The organism is Stenotrophomonas sp. (assembly GCF_032099025.1).
Taxonomy (GTDB): domain Bacteria; phylum Pseudomonadota; class Gammaproteobacteria; order Xanthomonadales; family Xanthomonadaceae; genus Stenotrophomonas.
In genome coordinates, this window is sequence record NZ_DAMCID010000001.1 from 111,140 (window position 1) to 133,940 (window position 22,801).

Genomic DNA, 22,801 nt, shown 5'->3' on the forward strand with positions numbered 1-22,801 from the left:
TCCGCCTCCTACTGCGAGAACACCATCGCGAAGTACCCGAACACCGTGTACAACACGCCGGACACGGCGTAGCCGACCGGGAAGCCGACCCACGGCACGGTGCTGTCGATCTCCTTGGCGGCCTCGCGCGCCGGTCCGGAATGCGAACGTGACCCGGCCACGCCGCCCATCAACACCGCAGGATTGATCTTGAAGAAGTGGTAGCCGACCGCCCAGGTGACGAACGGCGGAATGGTACTGGCCACGAAGCCGGCGACGAGGATCTTCACTGCGATCGCGCCGCTCAGCTGGTCCAGCAGCGTGGCCCCGGCGTTGATGCCGACGATGGCGATGAAGGTCACCAGGCCCAGGTCCTCCAGGATGTTGCGCGCTGCATTGGGCGTGCTGCCGAAGAAGCGCAGCCGTGACACCAGCGAGGACACCAGGATCCCCGACAGCAGCAGGCCTCCGGCATTGCCCAGGCCGACCGAGAAGTCGCCGATCGGCACGTTGATCTTGCCGATCAGCAGGCCCAGCACCATGCCCAGCGAAAGCGTCAACAGGTCGGTGGAGCTGCTCGGCCGGGCGATCTTGCCCAGCAGTCCAGCCGCTTTGTCCACGGCACTCTTCAGGCCGGTCACGTACAGCACGTCCAGGCGCTTCAGTTCGGTGTCGGCGCCGAACGGCAGCGGTTCACCCGAGCGCTCCATGCGGCTGACCTGCAGCTGCCCGGCGAAGTCCTCGCTGGCCAGGGTCTTCAGCGGCTTGCCGGTGAAGTCCTTCTCGGTAACCAGGATCTCGGCCTGGTCCAGCGGCACGTTCAGTGCCTTGGGATCATCCACTTCAGTGCCGATCAGACCGATATTGGCGGTCAGGTCTTCCAGCCGGCCACCCAGGGCGATGACGTCCCCGGTCTGCAGCACCAGCTCGGGCGCTGCGCCGAGGATCGCGTCACCGCGGCGCACGTTGGCGATGCGGTACTGCGGATACGTGCGCCGGAAGTCGGCGATGCTCTGGCCGGCGGTGCTGGTGTTGTCCAGCCGGTAGGCGCGCAGGCCGCCACCCCGGTAGCCGGACAGCGTGGCATCGTCGACATTGCGCACGCCGTGGGCCTGCTCGTACTCGCGGGCGGCCTTGCGGGCATCCACGCCCCACCAGCGTGGCAGGTATTTGCAGATGAGGATGATGCCTACGGTGCCCCAGATATAGGTCACGCCGTAGCCCAGCGCGATCATGCCCGAGACCTGTTCGGCGGTGGTGCCGGGCGGGAGTTTGTACGCACCCTGTTCAACGGCCATCTCGGCCGTGCCGATCGCCGCGGACATCGTCTGCGAGCCGGCCAGCACGCCACCGGCAGCACCGGCGGGCAGGCCGAGCAGGTCGGACATCAGCACCACCAGGCCCAGGCCGAGCACGGAGCAGATGACGGCGAGAATGGTGAAGGTGATGCCGTCCTTCTTCAGGCTGTTGAAGAACGCCGGGCCCACGCGCAGCCCCACGCCGTACATGAACAGGTAATAGAAGAGCGACTTGGCAAAGTTGTCCAACTGCAGCTTGACGCCGTAAGTGGACGCCCATGTGGCCAATGCGGCACCCACCACCACCGCCGCGGCGACCATGCCCAGGCCGTAGCCTTTGACCGAGAACTTGCCCACCAGCACCGCCATGCCGACGGTGAAGAAGAGCAGGACGTACGGGTTGTCAGCGAGAAACTGGAAGAAGGCCTGCATGACGGATATCTCCTGTCCTGGAACGGCGGTTCACTGCAGCGAACGGGCGCGGACGCCGTCCAGTGCATCCGGTGTGATCAGTTTGATGCCCTGCGCGGCGTGGTACCCGTGGATCTCTTTGACGTCGAGCTTGCGCATGAACGCGATGGTGTCGGCGGTGATGACCTGGCCGGGCACCATGATCGGGAAGCCGGGCGGGTAGGGGATGACGAAGTTGGCCGAGACCATCTCGGGGCCGTCCTTCAGGCGTTGGTCCACTTCGTCGCTGTCCAGCCTGACGAACGCGCAGTTGGCCTCCTCGTAGGCCATGAAGAACGCCGGGCGCATGTGGCCCTCGTTGCTGGCGCCGTCAGGCGCTTCGCGGAACGCGTCGTGGAAGCGGCTGAAGTTGGGCAGGTCCGGCACGTCGGTCATGAGCGAACGCACGCGGTCGGCGAACGCCTGTTGCCCGCCTGGGCCCTCCTGCGAGAGCCGGGTGTCGATCTCCCGCGCAAGATCGGCCAGCGCCTTGATCAGCAGGGCCGCATCGCTGTGGGTGTTGTTGATGTTGGTCTGGACCAGGATGCTGTTGCGCGAGGTCTTGTTGACCTGGATGTCGAAGCGCTCGGCCAGGATGCCCTTGAACTGGGTGCCGTCGAACCCGCCCGCACCGCAGACCACGGTGAGGCGGGTCGGGTCGAGCGCGAACTCATCGTCGTCCCACGCTCGGCTGGTCTCGGCCCAGGTGGCGTTGGGCAGCCCGTAGTCGCGCAGGCCGGACCCGCGGAATTCCGCGGGAATCATGTCTTCCGGCGTGGCGACGTGGAAATACCGCGAGATCAGCGGATGGGTGTTGATGCTGTGGCGCAGGCGCAGCGCCAGGTCGGTCATCTTCAGGGTCAAGCCGTAGCCCTCCAGCTCCATCTGCCGGCGTGCCAGGTCAAGCGAGGCAATCAGCTGCAGGTTGGGCGAGGTGGAGGTATGGGCGAAGAAGGCTTCCTCGAAGGGACCTTCGACCTGGTGGAAGTCCTCGTCCCAGACCAGCATCATCGAACCCTGGCGGAACGCCGACATCGACTTGTGGGTGGAGTTGGTCTGGTAAACGCGGATGCGCACCTTGTCCGGGTCCGGCAGCAGCCGCTCGTCCAGTTGTGCCGGGTCGCCGGGGTCGACGTCGCCGCGTGCGACCTTCCATGCCGCGTACTCCTCGCGGTAGGCGGGGCTGCGGTAGCGCTCGGTCAGGGCCGCTGCGGCGCCCATCGCGGTGCGGCGGCGGTGCAGCGGATTGAAGCGCGCGAAGCCGAACCACGCCTCGTCCCAGAGGAAGATCAGGTCCGGCTTGATCGCCAGGCATTCCTCCATGACCCGGCGCGGGTTGTACATGTGGCCGTCGAAGGTACAGTTGGTCATGTCGATGACCTTGACCCGGTCGAGCGTGCCACCGGCCTGGCAGTCCAGCAGCGCCTGCTTGATGGTGCGCAGCGGTACCGCGCCATACATCGAGTACTGGGTCAGCGGGAATGCTTCCACGTAGTACGGCTGCGCGCCACTGAGCACGAAGCCGTAGTGGTGCGACTTGTGGCAGTTGCGGTCGACGATGACGATGTCGCCCGGCTTGCACACCGCCTGCACCACGATCTTGTTCGAGGTGGAGGTGCCATTGGTGCCGAAGTAGGCGCGCTTGGCCCCGAACGCGCGGGCGGCCGCGGTCTGCGCGCGCTTGATGGTGCCGGTGGGCTCCAGCAGGCTGTCCAGGCCGCCTGTGGTGGCCGACGACTCGGCGAACAGGATGTTGGTGCCGTAGAAGTGGCCCATGTCGCGGATCCAGTTGGAGCCGAAAATGGACTTGCCGCGCGCGATCGGCAGGGCGTGGAAGGTGCCGATCGGCCGCAACGCGTACTTCTTCAGATTATCGAAGTACGGGGTTTCGTAACGGTCATTGATGCCGTCCAGGATCGCCAGGTGCACTTCCATCGGCTCTTCGACGTGGTGGAACACCCGCCGCAGTGGCGCGGCTTCGATGCTGCCGGCGAGGCGCTCCGGCGAACGATCGGTCAGCAGGTACAGGTCCAGTTCGGGGCGATAGCGCTTGATCGTGCGCGCCAGTGCCGTGGACAGCGCACCCGCTGCGGTCGGCATGGCGTCCAGGTGCAGGTGGGTGGACATGAAGTCTTTCAGGTCGGGCACGTCCAGCAGCGCGTTGTAGCCGAAGCCGTCGACGATCACCACCGCCTGAAGATCGGGGTTGACCATCACCGCCAGCGCGGCGTCCTCAAAGCTGCCCGCATGGGTGACGGAATAGTGGAACAGGTCGTCCTCGCGGCGCATGCGCCGCATCTCGTCGCGTGCGCGCTGCCACTGCGCCGGGTCGTTCGGGGTGACGATCAGCACCTCGAAGTAGGGCTTGTCATGCGCGCCGATGAGCTCGGGCGGCAGCGCATCGAGCAGGGTGCGGTCGCCATCGTCGTTGGCATCCCATGCCTGTTCGTCGCGGCGGTAATCCCCGGAGAGAATCGCCGCTGAGAGCTTGCGCGCCAGCCGCGCGAACTGGGCAGCGTCGTTGCTGGCCAACGCTGCGCTCAGCGCGGCGAGCAGGCGCTCGCCGGGGTAGGCCCAGCACGGTTCCAGCCGGCGGATGCGTGCCAGCCCGTTTTCGCAGGTGCTGCGCAGTCCCGCCGCATCGCGGCCACCTGCGGCCCAGGCGCGGGCGTCCGCGTTGAGCTGTCGCCACTGGTCGGCGCGCAGCGACGCGGCAAGAAACACGCTGGACAGTTCCGCCGGGGCGGCAGTTTCGACACTCATGGCAAGGCTCCGCGATCTGGATGCAGCAGGCGACGGGCGGGCCCGACAGGCGGGCGCGATGACAGTTACGCGGCGCAGACTAGTCCCGTCGGCGTGGCGCTGGAATTGGGCCTTGGGCCCATGTAGTTACGTAGCCCCAAGGGGCAATTGCGGGCGGTGTGGGGCACGGCTAGCGTGGAACAACGATCAACCCACCGGAGCATCTGCAATGGCCACGCGCAACCCGAGCCGGGCACCTGCCCGCACCCTGTTGTTCATTGGCGCATTCATCGCGCTGACTGCGGTGGCAGCGGACGAGACGAAGACCCGGTTCAAGGGCGTCATCACCGCCGTCCAGGGCGACACCATCACCGTGGTCGACCAGTCGCGCACGGCGCATACCGTGGATGTGTCTTCCGATACCGTCTACAAGAAAACCAAGGGCCTGACCAATGTGATCCACGAGAAGACCGACCGCAGCGTGCTGGCGGCTGGCTTGCCGGTCACGGTGGAAGGGGCCGCCTCGGGCGACCATGTGGACGCCCGCGAGATCAGTTTCCGCTCCGAAGACCTGCGGACCACCCGGCAGATCCAGGCCGGCATGGCGACGACCAATGCCGAAGTGGGCGCGATGAACAAGCGCATGGACGAGTTTGGTACCTATGAGCAGCTGGATGCGGCGGAGGTCACCTTTGACTCCGGCAGTGCCACGCTGTCCGGCAAGGCAAGGTCCGACCTGGACGCCTTCGCGGCCAAGGCCAAGCAGACCCACAACTATGCGGTGGTGCTGCAGGGCTTCACCGATGCCACCGGCAATGCCGCCGCGAACCAGCGGCTCAGCACGCAGCGCGCCAATGCCGTGGCCAACTACCTGCAGCAGCACGCCGGGCTGGCCCCGGGTCGCGTGCGCGCCGGGGATGGCATGGGCGTGGCGCCGGATGCGGGCAGCGGCAGCAACAGCGGCGCGCGCAAGGTGGTGGCCAAGCTGGTGGTCGACAAGGGCGTGCAGGCCGGCGCCAAACCCTGATTCTGAACGGCGGGCAGTGCCCGCCCGTTGCAGCGGAGGTTGCATGCATACGCACATGATCCAGGCGCTGACGGCCGCGTTGCTGCTGGCGCTGGCCACCGCCGGCGCCGCCGCGCCTCCCCCCGGCGGCGCCGGCGCAACGGCCACGACTGCGGCGAACGGCACGTTCTCGCGCGAACAGCTCGACCAGATGCTGGCGCCGGTGGCGCTGTATCCGGACGCGCTGCTGGCGCAGGTGTTGATGGCGTCCAGCTACCCCGGCGACGTGGCCGACGCGGTCGCGTGGTCGAAGGCGCATCCCGACGCCAAGGGCGAAGAAGCGGTACGCCAGGTGGCCAACCAGGCGTGGGACCCGAGCGTGCAATCGTTGGCGGCCTTTCCGCAGTTGCTGGCGGTACTCGGGCAGGACCCGGCTTGGGTGCAGAAGATGGGCGATGCGTTCCTGGCCCAGCCCGATGCGGTGATGGACTCGGTGCAGCGGCTGCGCAAGCAGGCGGAGGCCGCAGGCCATCTGGCGTCCAACGAGCAGCAGACGGTGGCCCACGAGCCTGCCGCACCGCAGACCATCGTGATCGAGTCTGCCAATCCGCAGGTGGTCTACGTGCCGAGCTACGATCCAGGCGTGGTCTATGGCAGCTGGCCCTATCCCAGCTATCCGCCGTACTACTATCCGCCGCCGGCGTATTACTACCCGGGCGGCGCGCTGCTCAGTTTCGGTATCGGCGTTGCGGTGGGTGGCGCGCTGTGGGGCGACCTCGATTGGGGCCACGGCGATATCGACATCGACGTGAACCGCTACAACGAGTTCAACAGCAACCGCCAGATCAACCGCGGCGATGGCAAGTGGAAGCACAATGCGGCCAACCGCGACGGCGTGCCCTATCGTGACAACGCCACCCGCGAGCGCTTTGACGGCCAGCGCGGTGGCGTGGCGCAGCGCGAAGCGTATCGTGGCCGTGATGACGCCCGTGCTGCAGAGCGCGACCATGCGCGGCAGTCGCTGGAGAGCCGCGGCTTCGACGCGCCGGCCACCAGCAACCGTGAAGCGCGCGATCGCGCCGGCGCCTCGCGGCGCGAGATGGGCCAGCGTCAGGCCGGCCAGGGCCGCCCGCCGGGCAGCCTGGAGCGCTCACCGGGTCAGCAGGGGCGCCCACCGGGCAGCCAGCACAACAACGCCTTCAGCGGTGCGCGCAATCCGGCCGAATCCCGTGCCGACGCCAACCGCGGGCATCGCAGCATGCAGAGTTCGCAACGTCCCGCTGCGTCCCGTCCGCAGGGGCGGCCGATGAATCGGCCCGCCGCTGCGCCCCGTGGCGGTGGCGGCGGCCGGCGCCGTTGATCGGAGAATCCCCATGAGCGTTCGTGTTTCCGTGTTGACCCTGGCCTGCACACTGTTGCTGGCCACGCCGGTCGGCGCCCAGCAGGCCTATCCCACCGCGAGCGCCGCGGCCGACGCCCTGGTGACTGCGCTGGAAGTGCGCGACCAGCATCCGGAGCAGCTGGCCACCGTGCTGGGGGCCGACTGGGAGGACTACGTGCCGCGCGGCAGTATCGAGCGCAAGGACGTGGATGCCTTCATCACCCAGTACCACAGGCAACACGCCATCAAGGCCAGCGACGCGGGTCAATCGCTGCTGGCGGTGGGCAGTGAAGGATGGACGCTGCCGGTGCCGCTGACCCGGCAGGGCGGCGGCTGGGCCTTCGACCTGAAGGCGGGCGAACCCGAACTGCGTGCACGCCGGATCGGGCGTAACGAACGCGAGGCGGTGCAGGCGGTGTTGGCCTATGCCGATGCGCAGCGTGAGTACGCGCGGCGTGATCGCAACAGCGATACGCTGCCCGAATATGCGCAGCGGCTGCGCAGCAGCGACGGCAAGCAGGACGGGTTGTACTGGCCGGCCGATGCCGGCGGCGAGAGCCCGCTGGGACCGCTGTTCGGGGGCGAGACACCGGAGGGGGAGTGGCATGGCTATCACTACAAGATCCTGCTCGGGCAGGGCCCGTCGGCGCCGCGCGGTGCCTACCGGTACACGGTGGCCGGCAGCCTGACCCGTGGATTCGCCCTGGTCGCCTGGCCGGCACACTACGGCGACAGTGGCGTGATGAGCTACACGATCAGCCACGCCGGCACCGTGTATGAGAAGGACCTCGGTCCGGACACGGAACAGGTGGCGCGTGACATGACGCTGTTCGACCCGGACAGCAGCTGGACCCCGCTGGACGATCCCGCCGAACCCGCTACGGCGCGTTGATCGTGGGTGGCCGCCCATCCCAGTGCTCTTTCGGCACGATCTTGGCCGACGCTGGATCCGCTTCGTAGTTGGGCGACATGATCTGCACGCCGGCGGCATTGAACGCATCCTGGATATGCGCGAGCAGCGCGCTGCGCACCTGCCATCGATGCGCGACGTCGACGACCCGGGCGCGCAGCGTGTAGGTGACCGCGAAGTCGCCCAGTTCGGACTGCACCACGTGCGGCGGTGGTTCGGCCACCACGCTGTCGGTATCGGCGGCGGCCTGCTTCAACAGCCGGTGTACCTGCCGCCACGGCGCGTCGTAGCCGATGGTGAGCGAGGTTTCCACCCACAGTCCTGGACCATCGGGGTCGCGCGAGTAGTTGCGCAGTTCGCCGGACAGCACCACGTTGTTGGGGAAGCTGATCTCCACGCCCAGCGGGGTGCGCAGACGCGTGGTGAACAGCCCGATCTGCTGCACCACGCCCTCGGTGTCGCCGATCCGCACCACATCGCCCACGGTCATGGTGCGCGAGTAGAGCAGGGTGAAGCCGCTGGCCGCCTGGCCGATGATGCTCGATGCGCCCAGTGACACCATCAGGCCGACGAAGACGCTCAGGCCCTTGAACGCGTCGGTCTCCGCGCCGGGCAGGTAGGGATAGGCCATGGCCAGTGCAAACAGCCAGATCACCACGGTGATGATCTTGCGGGTGGGCTCGGCCAGGGGCTGGTCGATGCCGACGAACTGGAACCGGCCGCTGGCCACGCCTTCGAACACGATGCGTACCGCCTGCACCACCACGCGTGCCGCCAGGAAGATCAGGGCCGCGCTGACCAGGTCGGGCAGGGCCTGCAGAGTGGCGCGCCCGAACCCGGCAAGGCGTTCCCCGATCCAGCCCGCCATGGCGTTCGCCCACGGCTGGGTATACGGAAAGCGGCCGAGCACGAATCGCAGCCATTCCTCCATCAACACCAGCACCACCAGCCAGCCGATCAGGCGCCCCAGGCTGCGCGCGCTGGTGACCAGACCGAACAGCAGCTGCCGCGCGGAGGGACTGCGCAGTTTGTGCACGCGTCGCTGCACCCACGCATCGACGCGGCGGCGCATGCGCCGCGCGCACCCGCGCAGCGCCCACAGCACCGCGATCGCAACGCAGGTGGCCAGCAGCGTCCATGCCGCGCCGGCCAGCAACCGCTGCGGCAGGCGCGCCTGTTCGGCGGCGGCGAGCGCGGCCTGCATGCGCTGCACGGCACGGTCGCGCTGCTGGGCCGGCGTTTCATTGCGCAGCACGTCGCGGTCGGCCGGCGTCAGGACGGTGACCAGCTGGCCGTCGGCCAGGATCACACTGCCCTGTGGCACGTTCTGGGTCGACACGGTGGCGTGCCCCGGCTGGTCGACGATGCGGGCCAGGTTGCCTTCGGCGGCGCGCGCACGCATCGCCGGCGTGTTGCCATACAGCGACGCGCGGAAGGTCACCAGGTCGCGGTTGAACCAGCGGGCCGTGGCCGACGGAGCCGCAGCGGTGGGCGCGGGCGCGGGTGGCGCTGCGGGTGTGGCAGCGGCCACGCCCGGCCACGCCCATGCCGCCAGGACCAGCAGGCTGGCAGACAGCGACAACCGGCGGAGAAGCAGCGTGCTCATGGACGGTCGACGTTCATCGGGCCACCGTTGCGCTGCCCAGACCGACCAGGCGGGCCACCAGCAACGCCAGGTACAACTGGCCGGTGATGGCCTCGAGCGTGGCCAGTCCGCGTGCCACCTGGCTGGCCGGGGTGATGTCGCCATAGCCGAGCGTGGCCAGGGTCACGAAGCTGAAGTACATCGAGGCACCCATGCCCAACCCCTCATGCGCGGGCTGTCCGCCGACCGACATCGAGCCGGGCGCGATGGCCGACAGCGCGGCGAACACCACGCCGCCGCAGATGCCCAGCAGCAGGTAGGCGCTCAATGCGGCCGCGAGGTGTTCCGTGCGGACCCGGGGGCTGGACAGCGAGTAGCGCACCGCATGCCAGGCGGCCACGGTGGCCAGCACGCCCCACAGCACCGCGCCGGTCAGGACCAGCGCGCCGCTCGCATCGCGGGCAAACCAGCGCAGCGCTTGTGCCACCACCACCAGCAGCAGCATGGGGTAGCGCAGCGCAGGACGGCCGATCGGCGTCAGCGCGGTGACCAGGCTGACACACAGCAGCAGCTCCATCGCCCGGTGGCCGAAGGACAGGGCCTCCAGCAGCGGACCCACGGTGACCGTGGCCAGCAGCGCGACGAACAGGAGCGTGTACCGGTGGCTACGCAGCAGCAGGGGCAGGGCAGTGCGCATGCGCGGTCACGCGGCCACGTCCGGCACGAACCAGAACAGCGTGGCCAGGATCACGTACAGCCCCAGCAGCTGCACGCCGCGCAGCCAGTCCGAGTGGCCGTCGGTGGCGACCTGCCCGGTGATGATCACCGCCACCAGCACGCTGAGGATCAGTCCGGCGCCGAACTCCAGGCTCATCGGTGCGGGGCCGACGACGTAGCTGAGCAGCACCAGCAACGGGGCCACCAACAGCGCCAGCTGCACGCCCGAACCCAGCGCGATGGACATGCTCAACGTCATCTGGTTCTTTCGTGCGGCCACCAGCGCGGTGGCCTGTTCCGCGGCGCCACCGATTACCGCCAGCACGAACACGCCGGTGAACGCATCGGAAAGCCCGAGCTGCTCGCTGGCCGGTTCCACGACGCTGACCAGGATCTCGCTGAGCCAGATGATGCCCACGCTGGTAGCGCCCAACAGCAGCGCGGCGCGGCCATTGGACATCGGCGCACCGTGTGCGTCATGCGCGGCCTGTTCGCCGCCCTCGCCGCTGCGCGCGGAGCGCAGGGTGAACACCACGGTGGCCAGGTAGACCAGCAACAGCAGTACCGAGAGCACCAGGCTGATGTCCTGCAGCGCGGTTTCCGCACCGGGGACCACGGCGCGGTAGGACGCCGGCAGGATCAGCGTGATCACGGCGAGGGTCAGCATGGTGGCCTGCATGCGGGCGCTGGCCGCGTCGTAGCGCTGGTGGCCGTGGCGCAGGCCCCCGAGCACCATCGACAGGCCCAGCACGAACAGGATGTTGCCGATGATGGTGCCGGCGATGGACGCCTTGACCATGCCGTGCAGCCCGCCGCGCAGCGCGGCCAGCGCGATGATGAACTCGGCGGCGTTGCCGAACGTGGCGTTGAGCAGGCCGCCGATACTGGGGCCCAGGCGCGCCGCCAAGGCGCCGGTGGCGCGCGACATCAATGCGGCCAGGGGCACGATGGCCAGCGCGGTGGCGCCGAACACCAGCAGCGCATTGCCCGGCATGAGGTGATGCAGGACGATGGCCAGCGGAACCAGAAGCAGCATCCAGTACATGGGGAACCCCGTCTATCTGGGTGAGGTGCCATCCGCTGGCGTGGGCGATGGGCCTGGGGCGCCGGAATCCTGCGCCGGAGGCGGCGTTGCCACGGCGTAGTCGCCCCCCAGCGCGAGATACAGATCCACCCGGCGGCTCAGCCGTTCGCGCTGCAGGCTGAGCAGGGCCGAGCGCGCGGCGAGCGTTTCCAGCGCCTGCGCCTGCACGGCCCGCTGGTCGGAACGGCCGATGCGTTCGGCCGCGTCCACCTGCCGCGCGACCTGTTCGTTCGCCGCCAACGCATCGGACAGCAGCCGCTCGCGCTGCGCCAGCATGCGCTCGGCGGTCAATGCGTCTTCCACTTCCGCCAGCGCCACCAGTGCCTTGCGCGTGTACTCGGCCACCGCCTGCTTCTGCTCGGCCGAGCGCAGCTGCACCTGTCCGGTGAGCGCACCGCCGGTGTACAGCGGCATGGTGCCGGTGGCGGCAACGCTGGAGGTGGTCTGCTCCAGGTCATCGCGGGTACGTACCGCCGCGTTGCTGAGCCTGCCGTAGCCCGCCGAGATCGAGAGCGCCGGCAGCATCGCGGCACGCGCCTCGCCGACCCTGTCGAATGCGGCGGCCACGCGACGTTCGGCGGCATACAGGTCCGGGCGCCGGTTGAGCGCATCGATGGGCATGCCGGCCGGCACCGCGCCCGGCAGCGGGGTCAGCGCCACGGCCGCCTGCAGCGTGGCACCGGGGTAGCGGCCGAGCAGGATTTCCAGTGCGCGGGCGGCGCTGCGGCTGGCCATTTCGGCCTGCTCGCGCGCATCGAGGTAGTTTGCCGCGGCGGCGCGCGTGGCGAGGGTGTCATTCGAGCTGCCGGCACCGATCCGCTCGCGCTGTTCGGCCAACGCGGTGAGCTGCTGGCCGCGCTCGGCCAGATCGGTGGCCAGGGCCAGTTGCAGGCGTGCCTCGGTGGCGGTGAACCACGCGCGGGCGACGCTGGCGGCCAACGACTGCTGCGCATACCGGTAGTCCGCGCTCTGCGCGTCGCTGGCGGCCATGGCCGCGTTGCGCGCGTAGCGCAGGCGCCCCCACAGGTCGATTTCCCAGCTCAGGCGCAGCATCAGGCCGCTCAGCAGCGGGACCAGGTCGGCGATGGGCTTGGAGCCGCCGCGCCCGATCAGGCCGATCGCCGGGCGCAGCTGCGCCTGGGCGATGTCGACCTGGGCGTTGGCCTGTTCAACCCGCGCTGCCGCAATCAGCAGGTCCGGGCTGCGGAGCAGGGCTTCCTGCACCAGCGCGGTCAGCTGCGGGTCGGCGAAAGCGGCCAGCCAGCCCTGGTCCACCTGCGCCTGGCTGGCCTGCGCCGACCAGTTCGGTGGAATGGCCACGGTGGCAAACGCCTCGGCGCGGATCTGGTCGGTGCTGGGCTCCGGCGCGGTGGCGCAGCCGGCCAGCGCCACGCCCAGTGCGAGGCCGGCCATGCGTGCCACGGGGCGGGAGCGGCGCGGCGGGTGGCGGTCCATGGCCATCAGTGCAGCTTCAGCACGAGCCAATCGAGCTTGCTGCCCACGCGCAGGATCACCCTGCGCACGATGTGGATCAGCGCGCCGTGCTCGGTGTAGATGGCGCCCTGGCCCTGCGCGCCCATGGCGATGAACACATCGCGGTCACGTCCGTCCGGACGCAGCCGCACCGCGATGCGCCCGGGCGGCAGCGGGGTGAGGCCGGTCTGCGGCACCATGCCGCTGATCGGCAACTGGCCGGTGCCCGAGGCCCACACCACCGAGTCGACCTTGCACTTGATGATGCGGTTCGGATACACCTTCAGCGCGATCTCGGCCTCGTTGCCGGGCGCCACGTTGCCCAGCTCGTTCTGCGCGAACATGGCAATGATCCACTGCTCGCGCTCGACGAAGGACATCACCGGGGTAAGCGGCAGGCTGGCGGCATAGGAACCCTCACGCAGCTGCAGGTTGATGACGCTGCCATCGGCCGGTGCACGCACCACGGTCTGTTCCAGCTGCCAGCGCGCTTCGACGATCTGCGCCTGCAGCTGCACCATGCCGGCACGGGCCTGGGCGACTTCGGAGAGCTCGCCGTCGGTCGTCTGTGCCGAGAGTTTCTGTTGTACCTGGGCCATCTGCGCGGTGGTGTTCACCAGGTCCGAGCGCAGGCTGGCCGCTTCGGTCTGTGCCTGCTCATGGTCGAAGCGCGTACCGGCGCCGGCCGTGGCCAGTTCACCGGTCTGGCGCTCACGACGTTCGGCCAGCTGCAGGCGCGTGGCCAGCGCGGCGCGCGTGGCCCGCGCGCCGCGCAGCTGCTCGCCCAGTTCGCGCTGGTAGGCGTCGGCACTGTCCAGCTTGGCCGACAGCTCCGGCAGCTTGGCTTCCAAGGCGGCCAGCTGCTGCTGGTACGGCACCGGGTCGATGCGGAACAGCACGTCGCCCTTGCGCAACGGTCGGTTGGGCTCTATCGGAACCTCGATCACGCGCCCGGTTACCCGTGGCACCACCTGCACGACATAGTTGATCGCACGCACGTCCGACGAGGAGGGGGCGACCACGTTGAGGACCAGGATGAGCGCGGTCATGGCGAAGATCGGCAGCGAGATCACCACGACCTGTGAGACGAAGTTCCACGGCAGCCACTTGAACTTGAAGAAGATCAGCCAGACGAAGAACGAGTAGATGAGCAGGAGGATGACTTCCATGGCTTACCCCTTTGCGCCGGTGGGCGGTTCATGGCGCGACGCTTCCATCGCGGCCAGGCGGCGTTCGAGCGTGTCCACCCGCTGCTGCCAGAGGGCGTCGTTGGCCGGCACCGTGTCGATCGGCGCGGGTTCCGCTTCGACGCGGGCGTCGTGGAAGGGCCGCAGCGCTTCATTGTCGTGCTCGTGGCTGCCCTGGTCGGTGCCGTAGGCAAGCTTGTGCAGCACCGGCCGCGTGTAGGCCCACAGCCAGGCCAATGGCCACAGCAGGCCGCCGAACAGCAGCGACAGCAGGCACAGTGTCTTGATCGCCTCGAGCTGCGGGTGGTTGCGCTTTTCGGCAATTTTTTCCGGAAGGATGTGCACCATCCAGAACACCGTGATCAGCGCCACCGGTACCACCACCAACGCCACCCAGGCAATGACATTGGCGGCGGTGTCCAGGGCGTCGCCACTGAGGAAGGAGGCCTGTGCATCGGAGGCGAAGCAGAGCGTCGCGACGACCGCCAGGACCAGACGGCGCGCGGTGCGCGGAGGCAGAAACGGCGGACGGTTCATGACGCCTCCGGGGAGCCGGGGTGAGGTGGGGGGCGGCGCCGGCGGTGCCGTTCGATTGCGGCCTGCGTGGCGCCGATCAACGCGTCGGCATCCACCGGTTTGCACAGGTAGGCATCGGCACCCAGTGCCAGCGCCTCGGTTCTGCTTTCCTGGCCGTCGTTGCCGGTGACCACCACGACCGGAATCCGCAGCGCCCGTTCCTTCATGGTCGCCAGTACGTCAAAGCCGCTGAGACCGGACATGCGCAGGTTGAGGATCACGCAGTCGGGCAGGCTGCGCGCGGCGTGGCGCAGGAACTCCGACCCCGATTCGTAGGCCAGTACGTCGAACCCGGCCGACCGAAGCAACCGACGCAGCGCGAGCCGCACGTCGTCCTCATCGTCGACCACCGCAACCACTGGCGCCCGTTCTGTCATGGTGAAGCACCATCGCCCCGGCGGGCGCCGGCGGCAATTGGCCCTTGGCCCCATGCCCGCTGCAGCAACCGGTAGTTTTGCTGGTCGTGCTGCGTAGTTATGCGGATGACCACGCCGGGGGCCCAGGGCTAGGCTGGTGGCCAGTTCACGGCGCGGGAGTCCTGTGTGATGAAAGCCTTTGCAGCTGCGGTGATGGCCACCTTGCTGGTGGCCTGTGCATCTTCGCCCACGGTCCACACCGATTTTGACCCGGGCGCGAACTTCGCGTCGTTCAAGACCTACAGCTGGGCAATGAAGCCGCAGGGCGGCTCGCCACTTGTGACGCAGCGCATCGTGGATGGCATCGACGCGCGCCTGGCGGCCCGTGGCTGGACCCAGGCGGCCAACGGTGACGTGGCGCTTGCCGCACATATCGTGACCAGCCAACGGCAGAGCCTGGACACCTTCTACAGCGGCAGCAACATGGGCGGCTGGGGGTGGCGTGGCGGCGGCTGGGGCGGCGGCATGGGTATGGGCACCGCGACCACCACGGTGCGCACCTACGATGTAGGCACCCTGGTGGTGGACATGTTCGATGCGCGGAGCAAACAGGCGGTCTGGCGCGGCACAGCCAGCGCCACGGTGCCCTCGTCGCCGGACCGGGTCAACAGCACGGTCGAAGCGGGTCTCGACAAGCTGTTCGCCGGTTTCCCGCCGGGCAGCGCGCCCGCGAAGTGATGGCCTGACGGCATCCACGATTTTACCGCGTGACGGCGTGCCGGAACCCATCCCTCCTGCCGGTACGCCGCCGCGCACTTTTCACGCATGGCCCCGCGGTGAAGCCCGCACGCACCCCCCCGTTTCCACTCGACGAGGTGCCCTGTGTCGATCCGCGCCCATGCGTTGTGCCTGCTGGCGTGCTGGCTGATGCTTCCCTGCGCGGCGCGCGCTGAAACCGGCGGCGCGGCGCTGTTCCGTGACGCCGAAGACGGCCAGTTCGACATGTCGCGCTGGCTGTTGGAGCACCGCGGGTTCCTGCCGGTGCCGATCGTCATCACCGACCCGGCCGTGGGCAATGGCGGCGGCCTGGCGCTGGCGTTCTTCCACCGGCCCAAGGAGAGCGACCCGACGGCGGCGGAGGCCGATGGCGCGCCGCGGATGGTCACGCCGGACATCTACGGTGGCATGGCGATCCGCACCGAAAACGGCAGCAAGGCCTACGGCGTTGGGGCGTCGCTGCATTTCGACGACGACCGCTGGCGCTATCGCGGCGGCGTTGCCGATGCGTCGATGAACCTGGGCTTCCACACGCCGGGCAAGCGCCTGCCACCGCTGGAAATCGACTACAACGTGGACGGCGTGGTCTCGTTCCAGCAGGGTTTCCGCCAGCTCGGCAACCGCGACCTCTACCTGGGGCTGGCCTGGATCTACATGGACGTCGACATCGGGTTCGACGTGGCGTCCGACCGCGACAACTTCACCCCGAAGGAGCTGGCCTCGCGCAGTTCCGGCCTGGGCCTGTCGCTGGAGTACGACAACCGCGACAACACGTTCACTCCGTCGAGCGGCTGGCTGGGCATGATCGAAGGCAACTTCTATCTGCCGGGCATCGGCAGCGACGGCGCGTTCCAGAGCTATCGCGGGCATGCCTATGGCTACTGGCCGCTGGGCAAACGCCTGGTACTTGGCGGGCGCCTGGATGCCCGCTGGGCCAACGGCGAGATTCCGTTCTACCGGTTGCCGTACATCGACCTGCGCGGGATTGGCTCGGCGCGCTACCAGGACACCCGCGCCGGCGTGCTGGAGAGCGAGCTGCGCTGGAACGTCACCCCGCGCTGGTCGCTGATCGGCTTCGTCGGCGCCGGTCGCACCTGGGGCCGGCACAACAGCTTCGACGACGGCAGCAGCCAGGTGTCCAAGGGCGCGGGTGTCCGTTACCTGATCGCCCGCGCGCTGGGCATGCAGGTCGGCCTCGACTACGCGTGGGGACCGGAAGACGACACCTTCTACATCCAGGTGGGCAGCGCATGGCGATGACCCCCATCCGATGGATCCTGCTGGCGGCGCTGTGCTGGGCAGGCACCGCGCAGGCGGTGGAGACGGTCAACGTTCCCACCGGCAACAGCTGTGGTCACCGCGACCCCGGTGATACCCGGCCCCGCATCGGCGTGGCACTCGGCGGCGGTGGCGCGCGCGGCATCGCGCATGTGCGCATCCTGCGCCAGCTCGAGGCACTGCACATTCCCGTGGACTGCATCGCCGGGACCAGTGCCGGTGCCCTTGTCGGCGCGCTGTATGCCTCCGGCAGCAGCCCGGAACAGATCGAAAAGGTGGTGCTGGAAACCCAGTGGATGACGATGTTCAGCGACACCCTGCCACGACGCGAGCGCTCGCTGCAGCGCAAGGCCGACGATTACGCGCAGCTGGCGCCCATCGGCATCGGCCTGGGTGGCGAGGGTAAACGCGTGCAGTTGGCTGGCGGCATGTCACAGGGCGAGAAGCTGATCGGCCTGTTCGAGCGGGCCACCGGCGGCAGCCGGGTCAGCGGCGACTTCGACGCGCTGTCCATTCCGTTCCGCGCCATCGCCACCGATCTCAACACCGGCGAGGCGGTGGTGCTCTCGCACGGCAGCCTGCCGATGGCGATGCGCGCCAGCATGTCGTTGCCGGGCATCTTCCGCCCGGTGGCGATCGATGGCCGGGTGCTGCTGGATGGCGGTGTGGCCAACCAGGTGCCGATCGACATCGTACGGGCGATGGGCGCGGACCGGGTCATTGCGGTGGACGTGGGCACGCCGTTGAGCGCCCTGGACCGCGATGCGAGCCTGGTGGACGTGATCGGGCAGCTCAGCGGCTTCCTGACCACGCGCAACGCCGCCCAGCAGCTGTCCACGCTGGGGCCACGGGACCTGTTGATTGCCCCGGAGCTGACCGGCAAGGTCGCGACCGGCGATTTCGACAAGGCGCCCGAGGCACTGCAGATCGGCCAGCAGGCGGCCGAGCAGGCCGCGCCGGCGCTGCGCGCGTTTTCCCAACCACCCGAAATCTACCAGCGCTGGCTCGCCGCCCGCGACCAGCGGGCCGTGCACGGCGCGGCGGCCGGCATCGCGTTCATCGAGGTGGAAAACCACACCCGCTATGCCGATGAACTGCTGCTCTCCTACCTGCCGCTGGAGGTGGGGCGGCCGCTGGACAGCAAGGCCATGCAGGCCGGGCTGCTGCGCGCCTATGGCATGGATACGCTGGCCAGCATCAGCTACGAGCAGGTCGAGCGCGATGGCCAGGTGGGTGTGGTGGTGAGTGCCTACGAGAAGCCGAACGGCCCCGCCTACCTGGAAGCCGGCTGGACGCTCAGCAACGACCTGCAGGGCAATCATGAAAGCAACCTGCGCGCCGGGCTGCTGTTCGCACCGCTGTCGCCCTACGGCGCCGAAGCCCGGGTGACGCTGCAGGTAGGCAGCGAGCCGGCGCTGACCGGCAGCTATTACCACCCCTTCGATCTGCGCAACCGCTATGCCTTCGAGGCGGTGGGTGGATTCCAGACCCGCGCCTTCAACGTGTACGACGGCGACGGCAACAAGACGGCGCGCTTCCGGGTGCGGCGCACAGGCGCGGGCGTGGATCTGGTACGCAACGTCTCCAACGTGCTTGCCCTGCGGGCGGGGCTGGAGCGCTACACCGGCAGCGCCTCGGTGGAAATCGGCGACCCGACGCTGCCGCGCACGGATTTCGAGGAAGGCGCGCTGACCGCGAGCGCTACCTACGACAACATCGACAGCCTGTATTTCCCGCGTGACGGCTTCCTGGTCAACGCGGGCACGTATCAGTCCCGCGAAATGCTTGGGGCCGACAGCCGGTTCGGCCAGATCGACCTGGACGCAGTGGGCGCGTTTCCCCTCGGCCAGCATGCGGTGCAGCTGGGCCTGCGCTACCACGTGACCGCAACCGGCACCGCGCCCGTGCAGAACCTGTACCGGCTGGGCGGACGCTGGCGGCTGGCTGGCTTCCAGCAGAACGAGCTGACCGGCCAGGACTATGCGCTGGGTTTCGCCGGCTACACGTATGAGCTGGGCAAGGTGCTGGGCCGCTCGGCCCAGGTCGGCGGCACGGTGGAATATGGCAATGCCTGGCAGCAGCGCAGCGACATGTCGCTGAGCGACGGCATCTGGAACGGCAGCCTGTTCCTGGGCTTCGACTCGTGGATCGGGCCGCTGATCTTCGGCGTGGGTGTCCGCGAAGGTGGCCACCGCGTCGTCTTCATCGAGCTGGGCCAGTCCCTGTAGTGCCGGCCGTAGGCCGGCAAGCCATCCGTAGTGCCGGCCGCTGGCCGGCAAACCGTCAGGTCACCTGGGACAGGATCGCGGCCAGTGCGCCGATCCAGCACACGATGACGAACCAGGCCAGCACCGCATTGGCGCTGATGCCGCGCCGACGGATGAACAGGCTGACCACCAGCGCGGCCAGCAGCGGCACCAGGAACAGGCTGAGGATCCAGAACCAGGGATGGGTTTGCATGGGATGCCCGCGGGCGAGGGGAAGGGGCTTCAGTGCGCGCAGGCAATCAGCTGCCGGCGCATCGACATGGCAGGTCGTGCTCGATGCGCCGCGTCATCGCGGCGCCTCCACCACGATGTACTGCACCGTCGTGCCCACGTAGCGCGGTTGGTACCAGCCATTGCTGCATTGCTGGTAGCCGATGCCGTCGACGACGATCGTGCTGCAGTCGACCGGCAGCGAGTACACCACCGAGCCGATGGCCGCGGCGGTGAGCGCCACACCGGCGGTGACGGCGGCGGCATCCCAGAACGGATGGTCCCAGTAGGGCGGCGGCGGAGGCGGCGGGTAGGGGTGCGGCCCGGGGCCCGGCGGCGGACCCGGCGGATGCGGACCCGGACCGGGGCCTGGACCCGGTCCCGGGCCTGGATGTGGGCCAGGGCCAGGATGCGGGCCAGGGCCGGGGCCAGGTCCCGGGTGTGGTCCGGGTCCCGGACCCGGACCCGGACCCGGGCCCGGGTGGGGTCCAGGCTCGGGTCCGGGCCGGGGGCCGGGATGCGGGCTGAAGCCCCCTCCGCCAACGCCACCGTGGCTGGCGATCGACGGATGGGCGAATCCGCGCAGCCCCGGCCGTGCCTGTGCAGCGGCGGGAATGAGCAGGGAACCGGCGGTGGAGCAGACCAGCGCCGCGATCAAGGCCGTGCGCAGTGTCGTCGTGGCATGCATGTCAGCGATCTCCCTTGCCAGCGTCGTCGCCTGCCATCGCAACGGGCACGAATGCGATGCGGGTGGCCCCGTCCGGATGGAACACCAGATCCTTCGCCGCAACCGGCCGCCGGGTATCCCACGTCAGCGTGGCCTGGTAATTGGGCAGCGCGGGATCGGCATGGCTGGTGATCAACAGCTGGCGCGGCAGCTGGGTGGTATCGGAGATCCACACCTGCCAGTCCACGCCCGGCTGGCGGAACGCGTAATGCCGGGTCAGCTCGTCGTCGATGCGCTCGTTGCCGACGAACAACGCGGATTCGATGCGGTCGGTCGGGAACCCCGGCGTGCCCCACAGGAACAGATCGGCCAGCGGAAACTCCACGCCCAGCCGCGTCGCCGAATCGCTCAGCAGGGCCTGGCTGCTGCGATCCAGGTGCTCGACGGTGGCGTAGTACTTCTGGTTCGGCGAGTAGATGGTCAGCGTATGCCCGTCGTAGAACAGCTGCCGGTGCTGGTGGTCGCTGCGGATCTCCACGAAGAAGCGGTCCGGGCCCAGCACCCTGTAATCCACGGTGCCGGCCAGGGCGAGCTTCTGGCCATCCTCCAGCACGTAATCGGTGCGGGTGGTGGCGGCCAGGGTGAACTGCGGCAGCGCGCGCAGTGCCTTGCCCATGCGCGTCAGCGCGGTGATCGCGTCGGCGTCCACGCTGGCCGCAGGCGCGGCGCTGCCGGCCACGGGCGGTGCGGCATGGGCGGTTGGCCATGGCAGCGGCGCGGCCAACAACAGCAGCAACAGGCAGGTTCGTGACGGGCGCATGGGGGTCTCCTGTGGGGCCGGGCCTGTGCAGCAGGCCATGCCCTCACTGTGCGCACCCATCGCGGGGCGGACAACCGGAGTTACACCGACGCGTCCTAGGTATTTCTACGGGTCACGGCGCACGACGCGGGTCGCCACCACCGCCCGCCACCCAGGCATCCACCGCCTGTTCCAGCACGGTCATCGGCAAGGCACCGTTGCCCAGCACCAGGTCGTGGAAGGCGCGGATGTCGAAGCGATCGCCCAGCTGGCGGCGTGCCTTTTCACGCAACGCGAGCAGCCGCAGCTGGCCCATCTTGTACGACGCGGCCTGACCGGGCTGAACCAGGTAGCGGTTGATCTCGACCCGCACCTCCGATTCCTTCATGCCGGTCTTTTCCTGCATGTAGGCCATGGCCTGCTCCGGGGTCCAGCGCTTGCGGTGCAGGCCGGTGTCGACCACCAGCCGCACCGAACGGAACATTTCGGCCTGCAGTCGGCCGAGGTCACCGGCCGGGTCGTCCTTGTACACGCCGGCCTCGGCCATCAGCTGCTCGGCATACAGCGCCCAGCCCTCGCTGAAGGCGCTGGGATTGAGGGTGCGGCGCAGCAGGGGCAGGTCGGTCAGGGTCTGACCGATCGAGATCTGGAAATGGTGGCCCGGCGAGCCCTCGTGGTAGGTGAGGGTGGGAATGCTCCAGCGCGTATTGGCGTCGATGTCGCCCAGGTTGATGAAGAACGTGCCCGGTCGCGAGCCGTCCATCGCCGGTGGATAGTAGTAACCGCCGGGCGAGGTGGCCTGCATGTGCGCGGGCACCGGCAGCACCACCAGCTTCTGTGGGGGTAGGTGGCCAAACCAGGCAGGCAGGATGGGATCGAGATCGCGCAGGCGCTGCTCGATGTCGCCGATCAGTTGCGTGCGGCCGGCCTCGCTGTCGGCATAGCGATAGCGCGGATCGTCGCCCAGCGTCGCCACACGCGCCGCCACGCTGCCGTCGCGCAGGCCCAGCTGGCGCAGGCGCGCATCCATGGATGTCTCCAGCCGTGCCACTTCGTCCAGGCCGACCTGGTGGATGGCGTCGGCACCCAGGTCGGTGCTGGTGTACCAGCGCAGCGCCGCATCGTAGTAGGCGTCGCCGTGCGGCACTGCCCAGATGCCGTTGTTGCCGGGTCGGGTGGCTAGTGCCGCCTCAACGCGATCCAGCAGGCGCTGGTAGCCGGGATTGACCGCGTCCTGCACCGCGCGCGTGGCCTGCGCGACCAGGGCGGCGCGTTCGTCGGCGGGAATGGCCGGCAGCGTGTCCAGCTTGCGCTGCAGTGACTGCACCCACAGGCTGTCCTTCGGCGCCGGCGCCAGCAGGGTGCGGAACTGCGTGGCGGCACCGTTGAGCGCGACGTCCGGGGGCACGACGCCCAGGCCGGCCTGCATGTCCATGTTCGCGCGCACCTGGTCCAGCTTGGTGCCCATCGCCTGCAGCCGTGCGATGTAATGGCGGGCACTGGTGACGTCGGTGACGGCATGCTGGTTGTCGAAGAACTGCGGCAGGTTCACCGGCAGGCTGAACAGCTGGTCCACCGCATAGGTGCTGCCACCGACCGGCAACCATGCCGCCGACCACGGCACCGCCATCAGGTCGATCTGCGCCTGGTAGAACCAGCGTGCCAGGCCGTCGCTGAGCTGCTGCTGCGGGTCCAGCGGCGCGCCTTTCCACGCCTTGATGGCGGCCAGGTTGTCGGCCAGCATCCGCCGGTTCACCTCGCGCTGCGCCAGCGACACATCGGTCAGCCGGTCGGACAGATCACCGACGCCATCGCCGCTGATGCCCAGCAGCGTGCGCAGCTCCGGGTCGGCGTTGATCGCGCCCATGGTCTGCGCATCGAGCAGCGCGTTGAAGCTGCGTGACTCCGTGGCCGCGCTGCGTGCTTCTGCCGGGGGCGGCGTGGCCTGTGCGTGGGCGGCGACCGGCAGGAGGGCGCAGGCGATGGCAAGGCAGAGCGCGGCGGGAACGGCAACGACGGGCGTGGACGGAAACACGGGGCGATCTCCGATGGCAGGCGA

19 protein-coding genes are annotated in these 22,801 nt (G+C 68.9%); 6 read left to right on the forward strand and 13 right to left on the reverse strand.

Translation table 11 applies throughout. The features are described from left to right. Positions 1–8: 8 nt before the first annotated feature. Both RT456_RS00540 and RT456_RS00545 read right to left on the reverse strand, forming a co-directional pair. A complete protein-coding gene (locus RT456_RS00540; protein ID WP_313341042.1) occupies positions 9–1,709 on the reverse strand; it encodes a hypothetical protein in 1,701 nt (566 codons plus the stop codon). Between the two features lie 30 nt (positions 1,710–1,739). Beyond that, complete coding sequence (locus RT456_RS00545; RefSeq protein WP_313341045.1) at positions 1,740–4,490, reverse strand: hypothetical protein; 2,751 nt, start codon at positions 4,488–4,490, stop codon at positions 1,740–1,742. Positions 4,491–4,698: 208 nt separating this feature from the next. Here RT456_RS00545 and RT456_RS00550 point away from each other — a divergent pair, with 208 nt between their 5' ends. Genes RT456_RS00550 through RT456_RS00560 form a run of 3 tightly spaced genes read left to right on the forward strand, consistent with a single transcriptional unit; the run spans position 4,699 to position 7,748 of the window. Next, positions 4,699–5,496, forward strand: a complete 798-nt coding sequence (locus RT456_RS00550) for an OmpA family protein (protein WP_313341048.1) — start codon at positions 4,699–4,701, stop codon at positions 5,494–5,496. A gap of 43 nt (positions 5,497–5,539) precedes the next feature. Further along, positions 5,540–6,835 (forward strand): DUF3300 domain-containing protein, encoded by a 1,296-nt coding sequence (locus RT456_RS00555; protein ID WP_313341050.1) that lies wholly within the window; start codon positions 5,540–5,542, stop codon positions 6,833–6,835. Positions 6,836–6,848: 13 nt separating this feature from the next. Further along, the gene (locus RT456_RS00560) at positions 6,849–7,748 is read left to right on the forward strand and encodes a DUF2950 domain-containing protein (protein WP_313341052.1); all 900 of its coding nucleotides are present in this window, start codon (positions 6,849–6,851) and stop codon (positions 7,746–7,748) included. Here RT456_RS00560 and RT456_RS00565 read toward each other — a convergent pair. From RT456_RS00565 to RT456_RS00595, 7 genes are read right to left on the reverse strand one after another with little or no spacing between them, the layout of a single operon-like run. After that, positions 7,735–9,372 carry a mechanosensitive ion channel family protein gene (locus tag RT456_RS00565; protein ID WP_313341054.1) on the reverse strand — a complete coding sequence of 546 codons (1,638 nt, stop codon included), beginning with the start codon at positions 9,370–9,372 and terminating at the stop codon, positions 7,735–7,737. The two genes, RT456_RS00560 and RT456_RS00565, sit on opposite strands and share 14 nt — an antisense overlap. A gap of 13 nt (positions 9,373–9,385) precedes the next feature. Further along, on the reverse strand, positions 9,386–10,048 hold the full coding sequence (locus tag RT456_RS00570; RefSeq protein WP_313341056.1) for a potassium channel family protein: 663 nt from the start codon (positions 10,046–10,048) through the stop codon (positions 9,386–9,388). Between the two features lie 6 nt (positions 10,049–10,054). Further along, positions 10,055–11,113 (reverse strand): calcium/proton exchanger, encoded by a 1,059-nt coding sequence (gene cax, locus RT456_RS00575; protein WP_313341059.1) that lies wholly within the window; start codon positions 11,111–11,113, stop codon positions 10,055–10,057. Positions 11,114–11,125: 12 nt separating this feature from the next. Beyond that, complete coding sequence (locus tag RT456_RS00580) at positions 11,126–12,613, reverse strand: efflux transporter outer membrane subunit (RefSeq protein WP_313341062.1); 1,488 nt, start codon at positions 12,611–12,613, stop codon at positions 11,126–11,128. After that, positions 12,613–13,794: an HlyD family secretion protein gene (locus tag RT456_RS00585; RefSeq protein ID WP_313341065.1), complete on the reverse strand. Its 1,182-nt coding sequence runs from the start codon at positions 13,792–13,794 to the stop codon at positions 12,613–12,615. The genes RT456_RS00580 and RT456_RS00585 overlap by 1 nt, the downstream gene beginning before the upstream one ends. Before the next feature lie 3 nt (positions 13,795–13,797). Beyond that, the gene (locus RT456_RS00590; RefSeq protein WP_313341068.1) at positions 13,798–14,349 is read right to left on the reverse strand and encodes a DUF3302 domain-containing protein; all 552 of its coding nucleotides are present in this window, start codon (positions 14,347–14,349) and stop codon (positions 13,798–13,800) included. Then, on the reverse strand, positions 14,346–14,765 hold the full coding sequence (locus RT456_RS00595; RefSeq protein ID WP_313341071.1) for a response regulator: 420 nt from the start codon (positions 14,763–14,765) through the stop codon (positions 14,346–14,348). The genes RT456_RS00590 and RT456_RS00595 overlap by 4 nt, the downstream gene beginning before the upstream one ends. A gap of 168 nt (positions 14,766–14,933) precedes the next feature. Between RT456_RS00595 and RT456_RS00600 the strand changes: the two genes are divergently transcribed. From RT456_RS00600 to RT456_RS00610, 3 genes are all read left to right on the forward strand, one after another. Then, a complete protein-coding gene (locus tag RT456_RS00600) occupies positions 14,934–15,482 on the forward strand; it encodes a DUF4136 domain-containing protein (RefSeq protein ID WP_313341074.1) in 549 nt (182 codons plus the stop codon). Between the two features lie 144 nt (positions 15,483–15,626). Next, positions 15,627–16,781 carry a BamA/TamA family outer membrane protein gene (locus RT456_RS00605; protein ID WP_313341076.1) on the forward strand — a complete coding sequence of 385 codons (1,155 nt, stop codon included), beginning with the start codon at positions 15,627–15,629 and terminating at the stop codon, positions 16,779–16,781. Next, positions 16,772–19,027 (forward strand): patatin-like phospholipase family protein, encoded by a 2,256-nt coding sequence (locus tag RT456_RS00610; RefSeq protein ID WP_313341078.1) that lies wholly within the window; start codon positions 16,772–16,774, stop codon positions 19,025–19,027. The genes RT456_RS00605 and RT456_RS00610 overlap by 10 nt, the downstream gene beginning before the upstream one ends. A gap of 55 nt (positions 19,028–19,082) precedes the next feature. Here the strand turns inward: RT456_RS00610 and RT456_RS00615 are convergent, their stop codons facing one another. The 4 genes from RT456_RS00615 to RT456_RS00630 form a co-directional block, all read right to left on the reverse strand. Then, positions 19,083–19,259 (reverse strand): hypothetical protein, encoded by a 177-nt coding sequence (locus RT456_RS00615; protein ID WP_313341081.1) that lies wholly within the window; start codon positions 19,257–19,259, stop codon positions 19,083–19,085. Positions 19,260–19,352: 93 nt separating this feature from the next. Next, positions 19,353–19,520, reverse strand: coding sequence for a hypothetical protein (locus tag RT456_RS00620; RefSeq protein WP_313341084.1), 168 nt, complete (start codon positions 19,518–19,520; stop codon positions 19,353–19,355). A 445-nt stretch (positions 19,521–19,965) separates the two neighbouring features. Beyond that, positions 19,966–20,763, reverse strand: coding sequence for a DUF2092 domain-containing protein (locus RT456_RS00625; RefSeq protein WP_313341087.1), 798 nt, complete (start codon positions 20,761–20,763; stop codon positions 19,966–19,968). Between the two features lie 112 nt (positions 20,764–20,875). After that, complete coding sequence (locus tag RT456_RS00630) at positions 20,876–22,777, reverse strand: DUF885 domain-containing protein (protein WP_313341089.1); 1,902 nt, start codon at positions 22,775–22,777, stop codon at positions 20,876–20,878. Positions 22,778–22,801: the final 24 nt, after the last annotated feature.

Coding starts and splice junctions, on each gene's coding strand:
- RT456_RS00540 (WP_313341042.1), bottom strand. CDS start 1,709: ATGCAGGCCTTCTTCCAGTTTCTCGCTGACAACCCGTACGTCCTGCTC.
- RT456_RS00545 (WP_313341045.1), bottom strand. CDS start 4,490: ATGAGTGTCGAAACTGCCGCCCCGGCGGAACTGTCCAGCGTGTTTCTT.
- RT456_RS00550 (WP_313341048.1), top strand. CDS start 4,699: ATGGCCACGCGCAACCCGAGCCGGGCACCTGCCCGCACCCTGTTGTTC.
- RT456_RS00555 (WP_313341050.1), top strand. CDS start 5,540: ATGCATACGCACATGATCCAGGCGCTGACGGCCGCGTTGCTGCTGGCG.
- RT456_RS00560 (WP_313341052.1), top strand. CDS start 6,849: ATGAGCGTTCGTGTTTCCGTGTTGACCCTGGCCTGCACACTGTTGCTG.
- RT456_RS00565 (WP_313341054.1), bottom strand. CDS start 9,372: ATGAGCACGCTGCTTCTCCGCCGGTTGTCGCTGTCTGCCAGCCTGCTG.
- RT456_RS00570 (WP_313341056.1), bottom strand. CDS start 10,048: ATGCGCACTGCCCTGCCCCTGCTGCTGCGTAGCCACCGGTACACGCTC.
- cax (WP_313341059.1), bottom strand. CDS start 11,113: ATGTACTGGATGCTGCTTCTGGTTCCGCTGGCCATCGTCCTGCATCAC.
- RT456_RS00580 (WP_313341062.1), bottom strand. CDS start 12,613: ATGGCCATGGACCGCCACCCGCCGCGCCGCTCCCGCCCCGTGGCACGC.
- RT456_RS00585 (WP_313341065.1), bottom strand. CDS start 13,794: ATGGAAGTCATCCTCCTGCTCATCTACTCGTTCTTCGTCTGGCTGATC.
- RT456_RS00590 (WP_313341068.1), bottom strand. CDS start 14,349: ATGAACCGTCCGCCGTTTCTGCCTCCGCGCACCGCGCGCCGTCTGGTC.
- RT456_RS00595 (WP_313341071.1), bottom strand. CDS start 14,765: ATGACAGAACGGGCGCCAGTGGTTGCGGTGGTCGACGATGAGGACGAC.
- RT456_RS00600 (WP_313341074.1), top strand. CDS start 14,934: ATGAAAGCCTTTGCAGCTGCGGTGATGGCCACCTTGCTGGTGGCCTGT.
- RT456_RS00610 (WP_313341078.1), top strand. CDS start 16,772: ATGGCGATGACCCCCATCCGATGGATCCTGCTGGCGGCGCTGTGCTGG.
- RT456_RS00615 (WP_313341081.1), bottom strand. CDS start 19,259: ATGCAAACCCATCCCTGGTTCTGGATCCTCAGCCTGTTCCTGGTGCCG.
- RT456_RS00625 (WP_313341087.1), bottom strand. CDS start 20,763: ATGCGCCCGTCACGAACCTGCCTGTTGCTGCTGTTGTTGGCCGCGCCG.